The organism is Flavobacterium sp., from assembly GCF_044361015.1.
In the GTDB taxonomy this organism is placed as follows: Bacteria; Bacteroidota; Bacteroidia; order Flavobacteriales; family Flavobacteriaceae; genus Flavobacterium.
The window spans coordinates 20,245-32,201 of the sequence record NZ_JBIKJL010000027.1 but is presented as its reverse complement, the minus strand read 5'-3'; the positions used below and the strand labels follow the sequence as shown (position 1 = coordinate 32,201).

The following is an 11,957-nucleotide window of genomic DNA, read 5'->3' as shown; positions in this document are numbered from 1 at the left end:
TAAAAATGAAGCAACATCAAAATACTTTGCCGGAACCGCCATTCACTGGTATGAAAGCACCTACGATTATTTTCCGGAGGCTTTGCAATATGCTCACAAAAAAGCTCCCAACAAATACCTAATTGAAACGGAAGGTTGTGTTGATTCTGAAATTCCACATTGGCAGGACGATGCTTGGTATTGGAAAAAAGAAGCAACCGACTGGGGTTGGGATTGGGCAAGTGAAAAAGAAAAACATTTACATCCAAAATATGCACCCGTCAATCGCTATGCGACTGATATTATAGGCTGTTTGAATAATTGGGTCGATGGTTGGATTGACTGGAACATGGTTTTAGACCGTCAAGGTGGACCCAATTGGTTTAAAAATTGGTGTGTAGCACCTGTTATTGTTGACCCAGAAAAAGATGAAGTATATTTCACACCATTATATTACGTGATGGCTCATTTTAGTAAATTCATGCGTCCAGGAGCTGTAAAAATTGGTTGTACTATCAGCAATAAAGAACTAATGGCAACAGCCGTAAAAAATCCGGATGGATCTATTGTGATTGCGATTTTCAATCCATCTGAGCAAAGTTATTCCATTGAAATAAAGTTAAATAAAAATAATACAAACATCACAATTCCAGCAAAGGCACTTCAAACAGTTGTAATTAAATAAATAATAAACTATGCAAAATAAAGTACCATTTGGTCAAAAACTAGCATTTGGTCTTGGTATGCTTGCCAATCAATTGTTTCCGGCAATGCTAGGAATTTTTATTGTTATTTTAATAGATAAACTAGGATTTCCAGGCTGGATGCTTAGTGCAATTTATTTTGTCCCTAAACTATTTGATGCAATTACAGATCCCATTATGGGTTTTATTTCAGATAATACTAAATCTAAATGGGGTCGAAGAAGACAATATGTAATTATTGGTGCTTTAATTACTGGTATTTCATTTGCGTTTATGTGGCAATTGTATGCAGATGATTCTGTAAATTATAACTTTTACTATTTTATGGTTGTTTCCTTAGTTTTCTATTTAGGGATAACAATATTTAGCGTTCCGTTTGTAGCGATGGGTTATGAAATGAGCGATGACTTTCATGAAAGAACCAGTATTATGGCAACCTCTCAATTAATTGGTCAATTAGCTTGGGTTTTTGCTCCTTGGTTGTGGGTAATTATGTATGATGTTTCATTCTTTCCATCAGCAGAAGAAGCGACAAGAACATTGGCTGTTTATGCAGCTATATTTTGTACTTTTTTAGCGATAATTCCAGGTATCTTTATAAAAAGTAAGTCTACCTTAAATGAAAATTATGAACCTTTAAATCTAAAAAACGCCAGTCGAAGCTTTGACTTGATTATCCAAGGTTTTAAAGAGGCTTCAAGAATAGTTCCATTCAGAAAATTATGTATTGCTACTTTTTTCATTTTTAATGCCTTTAATACGACCGCCGGATTTTCATTTTTTATAATTAAATATTATTTGTTCAATGGCGATGGACAAGGAATTTGGCCTACTCTATTCGGATGTGTAGGGGCATTATTTACTACTTTCTTAATTATCCCAATAGTTGCCAAAATGTCAAGAGTAATGGGGAAAAAGAAAGCATTTATTTGGTCTCAAAGTATATCGATTATAGGTTACGTTTCGTTACTATTCTTATTTGTACCCGGCAAACCCTATTTGTTTTTATTTGCACTGCCTTTTATTTCTTTTGGTATTGGAAGTTTATTTACGCTAATGATGTCTATGACTTCTGACGTCATTGATATTGACGAATTAAATACCGGAAAAAGAAGAGAAGGGATATTTGGAGCTATTTATTGGTGGATGGTTAAATTTGGTTTAGCAATTGCCGGCCTTTTGAGTGGTTTAATTTTATCGTTTATAGATTTTAAATCGGGTGCACCAACTCAAACGTATGAAACAATGTTTGAGTTAAGGTTATTCTTTTCTGCTATTCCAATGATTGGAACTTTAATTGCCATTTGGGTCATGAGAGATTATGATGTTAACGAAGAAAAAGCAAGAGAAATAAGTACAGAATTAGCAAATAGAAAAGCACTAAAAAATGCTGAGTCATCATCTTATTTACCAGGAAAACTAAAGTCATTGTTGAAAAATAGTGCGATGATCACTGAAGATTTAAGTGTAAAAAGCGAATCAGAATTAAAAACACGCTATACAGAAATATTAACCAATGGATTACACGGACTTTGTTTTAGTCCTTATGTAGAAGGTCAGCAAGCCGGAGATATTCTATCAGCAGATCAAATAAAAAGAAGATTAAATATTATTGCTCCATACACTAAATGGATTCGTTCTTTTTCTTGTACAGAAGGCAATGAATTAATACCAGAAATTGCTCATCAAAAAGGATTAAAAACTGTAGTTGGAGCCTGGATTAGCGACGATAAAGTTAGAAATGAAAAAGAAATTGAGACATTAATCAAATTAGCAAAAGCAGGTTTGGTTGATATAGCAGCTGTAGGTAACGAAGTGTTACACCGTAACGAAATATCCGAGCAAGAACTTATTCAATATATTAAAAAAGTAAAAGAAGCCTTGCCAACTATCCCTATTGGATATGTTGATGCTTATTACCAGTTCTTGGACAGACCTAATTTAGTTTCAATTTGTGATGTGCTTTTGGTAAATTTTTATCCTTTTTGGGAAGGGGCAAATAATGATTATACACTCTCATATTTACAAAATATGTTCGAGGTTACACAAACAATTGCTAAAGGGAAAAAAATTATTATTTCAGAAACCGGTTGGCCTAGCAAAGGTCTAAGCGTTGAGGAAGCGATTCCTTCAGAAATCAATGCTTTAAAATTCTTTGTTGCTTCCCAAGAATGGGCAAATAACAACAACTTAGAATTATTCTATTTCTCATCATTTGATGAATCATGGAAAGTGAAACAAGAAGGAACAGTAGGAACAGCTTGGGGAATTTGGGATAAAAATGAAAAATTAAAGTTTGAACTTAAAACAACTACCTATGTCATTTAGAGAAGGTCATTATTATTCGCACGACGAAAATAAAAATTATAACGAAAGTGAAAACTTTCAGCATGAAATTCAAATTGCCGAATACACTGCTGAAAATTTATCCAAATTATGGCTGAAAACATTAGAAAAAGGAATGCACGGTATTTGTTTCAGCATGTATGAAAACGAGCAAAAACCAGGCGATATTATTTCACCGGAACAAGTGAATCGACGCATTCAAATTTTGAAACCCTTTACAAAATGGGTCCGCTCTTTTTCTTGTATCGAAGGCAATGAACACATTCCAAGAATCGCTCATCAAAACGGAATGAAAACGCTAGTAGGTGCCTGGCTGGGAGATGATTTAGTGCTGAATGAAAAAGAAATCGAAGGATTAATTACATTGGCAAAAGAAGGTTGCGTTGATGTTGCTGCGGTAGGCAATGAAGTTATATACAGAAAGGAATTAACCGAAGACCAATTAATTGATTATATCAAACGTGTAAAAGAAGCGTTGCCTAACATTCCTGTGGGCTACGTGGATGCTTATTACGAATTTTCACATCGTCCAAGAATTACTGAGGCTTGTGATGTGATTCTAACCAATTGCTACCCTTATTGGGAAGGATGTCCGATTGAATATTCTTTTCACCACATGCAAAGTATGTTTGAATCTGCAAAACATGCCGGAAACGGAAAACGGGTGATTATTACTGAAACCGGGTGGCCAAGTCAAGGAGGTTCACTAAAAGGTGCGTTTGCATCGAATGAAAATGCTATGAAGTATTTTATTGATACCCAAAATTGGTCCAAACAAAAGGATATTGAAATATTCTATTTCTCATCGTTTGACGAAGGTTGGAAAGTAGGTCCGGAAGGCGAAGTTGGTGCTTATTGGGGTTTGTGGGATAAAAATGAAGAATTAAAATATCAGAATGAAAAATAAAAATTTTATAATTTCTTAGAAATTAAACAAATAAGTCATATAAGTTTACAAGTTAGTTATAAAAATAAAAATCAAGTTAAAGGTTTAACCTTTAAAAAATTAAAAACGCTATGAAAGTTGACCTAATTATTATGAAAAAAACCACCGTCTTTATTCTCTTTTTATCATTTTTTATAATTTCTCAATCCAGTATAGCACAAGTTGATGTTGTGTATACCGATTTAGTTTGGTCTGATGAATTTGATAATAATGGAGCTGTAAATTCAACCAAATGGTTCCACCAAACGCAATTACCTGCTGGTGGAAGTTGGTTTAATGGAGAAGTACAACATTATACCAATCAATTAACAAACTCATTTGTTAATGGCGGTTTTTTAAATATTGTTTCTAAAAAAGAACCCTTTACAGATCAAGGTATAACAAAACAATATACTTCAGCTCGTTTAAATTCAAAATTTGCTTTTTTATATGGTCGCGTTGATATTCGTGCAAAAATACCAACCAATCAAGGCACGTGGCCTGCATTATGGCTATTAGGGAAAAATATTAATGAAGATGGAGGTTTTTTTGATGCACAATTTGGCACAACTAATTGGCCTGCCTGTGGTGAAATTGACATCATGGAACATGGAATTACTCAATCACAACCTGCGGGCTATGTGCAAAGTGCTATTCATACTCCTTCCTCTTTTGGGAATACCATTAATCATGGGGGAACAATTGCCTCTAATTTAGGCACAGATTATCATGTTTATTCCATGAACTGGTCGCCATTTCAGATTACTTTTTTATTAGACGGTGTTGCATTTTACACCTATAATCCAGCAGTTAAAAATGCTTCTACTTGGCCTTTTAATGCTGAGCAATATCTTTTGTTAAATATAGCAATGGGTGGAGTTGCCGGAACAATACCTTCAAATTTTACGCAAGCTTCTATGGAAATTGACTATGTGCGAGTGTATCAAAATGCGATGTTAGACACTACCGCTCCAATAAATTTTACAGCAACTGTTGGTACGGTAACAAGTTCTACAATTGAATTATTACTTAATGCAACCGACAATTCCGGTACAGTAACTTATGATATTACTTATGGTAGTAATACTATTTCTTTAGCGAATCCATCCGGGGTTCAAAAATCGGTCATTGTTCCAAATTTATTGCCTAATACCAGCTATAGTTTTACGGTGACTGCAAGTGATTTGGCCGGAAATTCTTCTGTTGATAATCCTATCCTTGTAAATGCAACAACTACGAGCGTTATAGGATGTTCAGGGACAGATGCTGACGCACAAGAAGGCACTTTCTCTATAGGTTACAATTATGCTTTCGAAACCTTAGGAACAGATGTGAAAATAACCTTTCAATTGTTGGATACGGATAAAGTTGGGGTAGTTGCTTTTTTAAGGCAACAAACTCCATTCAGTGAGGCTCAAATGACAAATGTTTCCGGAAATACTTTTACCAAGACTATTACTGGACAAACTGTTGGTGCTACCATTAGTTATGCAGTTAAATTTGCATATGCAGGAGGATTATCTGTCACAAAATATATTTCTTATGTTGTAGGTAATAATTGTGCTCTAGAACTAGCAACCTATTCTGAATTAGATCAATTTTCTTTTTTGAATCCGGTTGATGATTTTCTAACTATTGAAACGAAAATGTCACTTGATAAAGTTGAAATATATAATATGGTTGGTAATTTGGTGTTGAGTTCATCCGAGGGATTTGCTAGAATTGATGTAATGAAGTTAACTAAGGGAATCTACTTATTGACTGTTTACTCCGGAAATAAAAGAAGCGTTAAGAAATTAATAGTAAAATAGATTGTACTATTGAAGCAATACACTTTCTAAAAAGTGTATTCAATAAAACATAAAAGGGTTTAGCTTTGAATGAAAGCTAAACCCTTTTTATCTTTAGAGAAGAATTTAAATCTATAGTTTTGATTGCTTCAAATAAAATAAACAAATTTTGCCTAAATATAAATTAGTACATATGGAATCTTTGGTTGAATAAAATTCATATTATTTTATTTAACCAATACAAAATCTTTTTTCACTAACTATTGAATTGAATTTTAGCTATTATTTCTCAACCAAGTTATTGTTGTTTAATTGGGGTCCGATTTTGCTAATTTGGTTAGCCATTTTTTTAGATATTATAAGTAAAAGTAAGTAGTAGGCAATTATGTAATTATATTAATTCTTGGTGATAGGAGTATTATGCTTCAATATTATAAAAATTTACAAGGCAAAAAAAAGACTGTCTTATCAGACAGCCTTTTTAAGTTTAACTTAAAACTTATTGAGTTTATTCTTTAATGATTCTTGATGTAGAAACAGCTCCATTTATAGTTGCTTTAACAACATATACTCCAACTTGAAGAGTAGAAATGTTAATTGTTACTTGTTGACTATTTGTATTTTGAGCGATTACTTCTTGACCTAACATATTATAAACAGCTACTTTTTCAACTGCTTCTTGTGCTTCTATTGTGAAGTTTGTAGTAGCAGGATTTGGATACAATTTAATTTTTGAAGTTTCAAAACTAGAAACACCTAATGTATTTTTATGTAAATAAAGATTGTCATAATATACAGTTCCTAAATCTGAAGTAATAACGAATTGTGTAAAATCATTTTTGCTTGGACAAGCATTTCCTGGTGGTGTATTAATACACTGAAAGCTTGACATTGGAATATCAATTGAAATCCAAGTGCCTGGATTTGTGCTAGGTAAAATGTTAGCATTAGTTGCAGAATATTGAAAAGCGTTTGCTTCACCCGTACCACCATTCCAATTGGAAAATTTAAAATTAAAGCTTTTGTCTTGCGTTGGAGTAGCAGTCCAAATATCCATGTGGAAAAATGTAAAGTCTGAAGCATCAAATCTACCAGATAAAAATGAAATACCTTCACAGCCTAATCCAGTGATTCTATTAGTATCGTTACCTGCAATTGAAACAAGTGTTGTAGTAGCTCCACACCAAGTAGTGTCATAAGTATTGTCATTATCTGATCCAGCATAACCTAATACGGCAACTGGAGTATAAGCGTTGCTAAATATTGATTTAACATCAGCTGCTGGTCTATTAGGAGGTGTTGGTGCTGCTGTAGTTGGTGCTGCTATTGGTGGTGTAACACCATTCTCACTAGTAACATTATCTACATGAATAGTGAAATTAGCCGGTGTGCCGAAGCCATCATTTGTCGCTTTCCAATTTGGGAAAAACACAACTTTTTCATAAATTCCATTGGCAACGGTTGTTCCATCTAAACTTTGTGTAAAATTGAATGTTAATGTTTGCCATTGGTTTGGCGTTGTATAAGCCTGTGAAGCTGCGGAATTAGGTCCACCCACTTCAACTTTAGCTAACATTGTAAATGCTTGAGTAGAATAAACATCAACTTTCATTGTCTTATCTGTTGTTAACTTGTATTTAGCACTAGTTGCTGACTGAATTACCTCAGCACCTTGCCAAGGATTTCCTGTTGAAACACTAACCAATCTTAATCCATTCAATCTAGTTCCGCCTGAAACCGGATCTGGTTGAATTGTAGCACTGCCTAATCCTTCAAAACCTGCAAAAGTGTATGTAGCAGGTGTATCAAAGTCTTGTATAACGACTTGTTGAGCAAAACTTAACGCACTTGACATAATAAAAATTAAAAAAGTAATTTTTTTCATAATTTGTAATTTTTGAGTTAATAATCTATTAATACAAAATTATCAATTAAATATTTTAGGGATATCATAATAGACTATAAATAAACTATACAAGCTGTTTTATTTCTAATTTCATTATTTTGCCAATTGGACAAAGGGTTTCTTGCCAAATCTAATATTATTACAAACCATATTTTCTTATATGAATTGCCTCATGTATAGCTCATGTATAGTTTTTTTTAACAACTATATCGTTTTCTTGGGTGTTATTTCGGCTTTCATTATAAAATAATAGCTACTTTATAACTTAATTCATGCCAAAGTTTTTTTATAATATAATGTTTACTATTCAATAAATATAAAGTTTAAAAATTATATTGATAACTGTATTTCATTTTCCTAATGGAATGTAATTTTTATTACCACATCAAAGACTTAAAATTAAAAATTCATAACCAATTTAAAAATCGCTTATGAATTTGATAAATTATAATTGCAAGTAATTTTTTTAAACTAACTAAAAATTGATTTGAAAATATTAATACTTAAAGGAATAATTTCTAAATCTTTTTTAATTGTTGTTTCATCATGGTAATTTGTTCTTTCAACATGTTTTGTTTGTCCAATTTATTTGCTTCGTTAAGTAAATTGGTTGCTTCAATTTTTCTTCTTCTAGACATGGCTATTCCCGCTAAATTTAATTTGGCTACCGCTAAATCCACATCCATAGATAATCCTAATTCAATTGCTTTTTTAAAGAATTTTTCTGCTTGGTTTAAATTGGTTTGTGAGACCATCAATCCATGCAAATAATTGTAATAGCCTTGTTGTTTTTTAACTAGAGCCCCTTCCGGATTTTTTATTTTATCCAACCACCTTTTTGCTCCTACAAAATCTTGTTTTCTTAGTCTTAGAAAGGCTAGTAAGATAAATTCATTTTTGAAATATAAAAAAATTGGAAAAAAAGTTAATAAGATAAGAAATATTCCATTTCCGATGTTATTTTCAGTGAACTGCCAAATACCAAGGGCAATCAATACTGCAGCAAGAACTAATTTGATATTTTTGTGAAACATAATGACTTTATTATTTGTGTTTGCAAAGGTAATAAAAGGAATTGAAAATATTTTTAGAAAACCACTTGTTAGAAAAAAAAGTCTTTGTATATTTGCACTCGGTTTTTTGAGGAACCTGAATGAATATTATACACGATTTTTAAAGATACATCACAATGAGTAAAAGAACGTTTCAACCATCGAAAAGAAAAAGAAGAAATAAACACGGGTTTATGGATAGAATGGCTACTGCAAATGGTAGGAAAGTCCTTGCTCGCCGTAGAGCCAAAGGAAGACATAAATTAACTGTTTCCTGCGAACCAAGACACAAAAAATAATGATTAGTAATAATCAAATATTAAGGCGTTACTTTTTTTAGTAACGCCTTTTTTTATAACTTGTCGACACAAAACAATTAAACTACTATATCACAACATTATGCCAAGAGACACTTCCATCAAATCGGTTTTAATTATTGGTTCAGGTCCAATCGTAATCGGTCAAGCCTGTGAATTTGATTATGCAGGCTCACAATCAGCCCGTTCCATTCGTGAAGAAGGAATAGAAGTAATTTTGATTAATTCCAATCCGGCTACTATTATGACCGACCCATCCATGGCCGATCATGTTTATTTATTGCCATTAACGACTAAATCAATTATTCAAATATTAAAAAAGCACCCAAATATAGATGCTGTTCTTCCTACTATGGGTGGACAAACTGCATTAAATTTGTGTTTAGAAGCGGATGAAAAGGGAATTTGGGAAGATTTTGGCGTACGATTAATCGGAGTTGATATTAATGCCATTAACATTACGGAAGATAGAGAACAATTTAAACAATTGTTACAACGAATCGGTGTAGGTGCAGCTCCGGCAAAAATTGCCACTTCTTTCTTGAAGGGTAAAGAAATTGCTCAAGAATTTGGATTTCCTTTAGTAATCCGTCCTTCGTTCACTTTAGGAGGAACTGGAGCAGCGTTTGTCCATACAAAAGAAGAATTTGATGAACTGTTAACACGTGGTTTAGAAGCATCGCCTATACACGAAGTTTTGATTGATAAAGCTTTATTAGGTTGGAAAGAATATGAATTGGAGTTACTTCGAGATCAAAATGATAATGTAGTAATTATTTGTTCCATCGAAAACATGGATCCGATGGGAATTCATACCGGAGACAGTATTACCATTGCCCCAGCGATGACTTTATCTGATACAACCTTTCAGAAAATGAGAGATATGGCTATTTTAATGATGCGTAGTATTGGTAATTTTGCAGGAGGTTGTAACGTGCAATTTGCCGTTTCACCAGATAAAAAAGAGGATATTGTTGCTATTGAAATCAATCCACGCGTATCACGTTCTTCTGCCTTAGCTTCTAAAGCAACCGGTTATCCAATTGCAAAAATTGCTTCCAAATTAGCGTTAGGTTATCATTTAGACGAATTGCAAAATCAAATCACAAAATCAACTTCAGCTCTTTTTGAGCCGACTTTAGATTATGTGATTGTAAAAATTCCACGTTGGAATTTCGATAAATTTGAAGGTTCTGACAGAACATTAGGATTGCAGATGAAATCAGTAGGGGAAGTTATGGGAATTGGTCGATCTTTTCAGGAGGCTCTTCATAAAGCTACCCAATCTTTAGAGATTAAACGAAATGGATTAGGTGCTGATGGGAAAGGGTACAAAAATTATGAACAAATAATTGAAAAACTGACTTATGCCAGTTGGGATAGGGTTTTTGTTATTTATGATGCTATTCAAATGGGAATTCCATTAAGTAGAATTCATGAAATAACCAGAATAGATATGTGGTTTCTTAAGCAATATGAAGAACTTTATCTACTGGAAAAAGAGATTTCAAATTTTTCAATTGATACTTTATCCAAAGAATTGTTATTAGAAGCAAAGCAAAAAGGTTTTGCTGACAGACAAATTGCCCACATGATCCGTTGTTTGGAGAGTCAAGTCTATAAAAAGAGAGAAGAACTTTCCGTGAATCGTGTTTATAAATTAGTAGACACTTGTGCAGCCGAATTTAAAGCACAAACACCTTATTATTACTCGACTTTTGAAGCAGATATAGAAACTCCAACAGGGGAAAGATACGTTCATAATGAAAGTGTAGTTTCTGAAAAGAAAAAAGTGATTGTTTTGGGTTCCGGTCCAAATCGGATTGGGCAAGGAATTGAATTTGATTATTCCTGTGTGCATGGCGTTTTAGCGGCTAAAGAATGTGGCTATGAAACAATAATGATTAATTGTAATCCTGAAACTGTTTCAACCGATTTTGATACCGCGGATAAATTATATTTTGAACCTGTTTTTTGGGAACATATTTACGACATCATCCGTCATGAAAAACCGGAAGGCGTAATTGTTCAATTAGGTGGTCAAACCGCTTTAAAATTAGCTGAAAAATTAGATCGATATGGAATTAAGATTTTAGGAACCAGTTTTGATGCCTTAGATTTAGCGGAAGATAGAGGCCGTTTTTCAGAATTATTGAAAGAATTGAAAATACCATTTCCTGAGTTTGGTGTAGCAGAAAATGCTGATCAGGCTATTGCTTTAGCAGATGTTTTGAATTTCCCATTATTGGTTAGACCTTCTTATGTTTTAGGTGGACAAGGAATGAAAATCGTAATCAATAAGCAGGAATTAGAGGAGCATGTTATTGATTTATTAAAAAATATACCCGGGAATAAATTATTATTAGACCATTATTTAGATGGAGCTATTGAAGCGGAAGCAGATGCAATTTGTGATGGTGAAAATGTTTATATCATCGGAATAATGGAACATATTGAGCCTTGTGGTGTACATTCCGGAGATAGTAATGCCACATTGCCACCGTTTAATTTAGGTGAATTTGTGATGCAACAAATAAAAGATCATACTCACAAAATTGCTTTAGCTCTCAAAACAGTAGGATTAATAAATATACAGTTTGCCATAAAAGATGATGTTGTATACATCATTGAAGCGAATCCAAGAGCGTCCAGAACAGTTCCTTTTATTGCAAAAGCCTATGGAGAACCTTATGTAAATTATGCAACAAAAGTGATGTTGGGTCATAATAAAGTTACCGATTTTACTTTTAATCCTCAATTAAAAGGATATGCCATTAAGCAACCGGTATTCTCCTTTAGCAAATTTCATGGTGTAAACAAGAAACTTGGACCCGAAATGAAATCAACCGGAGAAAGTATTTTGTTTATTGATGATTTGAAAGATGATCAATTTTACGAATTATATTCCAGACGTAAAATGTATTTAAGTAAATAAATA

Annotated in this window: 8 protein-coding genes; 6 read left to right on the top strand and 2 right to left on the bottom strand. The window is 33.1% G+C overall.

Going from position 1 to position 11,957, the window contains the following annotated elements:
• The 4 genes from ACIQ2Z_RS08140 to ACIQ2Z_RS08125 form a co-directional block, all read left to right on the top strand.
• On the top strand, positions 1-664 hold a 664-nt coding region (locus ACIQ2Z_RS08140; RefSeq protein ID WP_396183645.1), incomplete at its 5' end, for a glycoside hydrolase family 30 beta sandwich domain-containing protein.
• A 10-nt stretch (positions 665-674) separates the two neighbouring features.
• Positions 675-3,011: an MFS transporter gene (locus ACIQ2Z_RS08135; protein ID WP_396183644.1), complete on the top strand. Its 2,337-nt coding sequence runs from the start codon at positions 675-677 to the stop codon at positions 3,009-3,011.
• Positions 3,001-3,936: a glycosyl hydrolase family 17 protein gene (locus ACIQ2Z_RS08130; RefSeq protein WP_396183643.1), complete on the top strand. Its 936-nt coding sequence runs from the start codon at positions 3,001-3,003 to the stop codon at positions 3,934-3,936. Before ACIQ2Z_RS08135 ends, ACIQ2Z_RS08130 begins: the two co-directional genes overlap by 11 nt.
• Before the next feature lie 131 nt (positions 3,937-4,067).
• A complete protein-coding gene (locus ACIQ2Z_RS08125; protein ID WP_396183642.1) occupies positions 4,068-5,765 on the top strand; it encodes a family 16 glycosylhydrolase in 1,698 nt (565 codons plus the stop codon).
• A gap of 487 nt (positions 5,766-6,252) precedes the next feature.
• Here the strand turns inward: ACIQ2Z_RS08125 and ACIQ2Z_RS08120 are convergent, their stop codons facing one another.
• Together ACIQ2Z_RS08120 and ACIQ2Z_RS08115 are read right to left on the bottom strand one after the other, a co-directional pair.
• Positions 6,253-7,629 (bottom strand): T9SS type A sorting domain-containing protein, encoded by a 1,377-nt coding sequence (locus ACIQ2Z_RS08120; protein WP_396183641.1) that lies wholly within the window; start codon positions 7,627-7,629, stop codon positions 6,253-6,255.
• A gap of 539 nt (positions 7,630-8,168) precedes the next feature.
• The gene (locus ACIQ2Z_RS08115) at positions 8,169-8,684 is read right to left on the bottom strand and encodes a DUF2892 domain-containing protein (RefSeq protein WP_396183640.1); all 516 of its coding nucleotides are present in this window, start codon (positions 8,682-8,684) and stop codon (positions 8,169-8,171) included.
• 155 nt (positions 8,685-8,839) lie between these two features.
• On the opposite strand from ACIQ2Z_RS08115, the gene rpmH reads away from it, so the two are divergent.
• Positions 8,840-9,001 (top strand): 50S ribosomal protein L34, encoded by a 162-nt coding sequence (gene rpmH, locus ACIQ2Z_RS08110; RefSeq protein WP_026710894.1) that lies wholly within the window; start codon positions 8,840-8,842, stop codon positions 8,999-9,001.
• A 100-nt stretch (positions 9,002-9,101) separates the two neighbouring features.
• Positions 9,102-11,954, top strand: a complete 2,853-nt coding sequence (gene carB / locus ACIQ2Z_RS08105; RefSeq protein WP_396183639.1) for a carbamoyl-phosphate synthase large subunit — start codon at positions 9,102-9,104, stop codon at positions 11,952-11,954.
• The last annotated feature ends 3 nt before the right edge of the window (positions 11,955-11,957 follow it).

Bases quoted from the DNA above. Each gene is read 5' to 3' on its own strand.
- ACIQ2Z_RS08135 (WP_396183644.1), top strand. From the start codon at position 675: ATGCAAAATAAAGTACCATTTGGTCAAAAACTAGCATTTGGTCTTGGT.
- ACIQ2Z_RS08130 (WP_396183643.1), top strand. From the start codon at position 3,001: ATGTCATTTAGAGAAGGTCATTATTATTCGCACGACGAAAATAAAAAT.
- ACIQ2Z_RS08125 (WP_396183642.1), top strand. From the start codon at position 4,068: ATGAAAAAAACCACCGTCTTTATTCTCTTTTTATCATTTTTTATAATT.
- ACIQ2Z_RS08120 (WP_396183641.1), bottom strand. From the start codon at position 7,629: ATGAAAAAAATTACTTTTTTAATTTTTATTATGTCAAGTGCGTTAAGT.
- ACIQ2Z_RS08115 (WP_396183640.1), bottom strand. From the start codon at position 8,684: ATGTTTCACAAAAATATCAAATTAGTTCTTGCTGCAGTATTGATTGCC.
- rpmH (WP_026710894.1), top strand. From the start codon at position 8,840: ATGAGTAAAAGAACGTTTCAACCATCGAAAAGAAAAAGAAGAAATAAA.
- carB (WP_396183639.1), top strand. From the start codon at position 9,102: ATGCCAAGAGACACTTCCATCAAATCGGTTTTAATTATTGGTTCAGGT.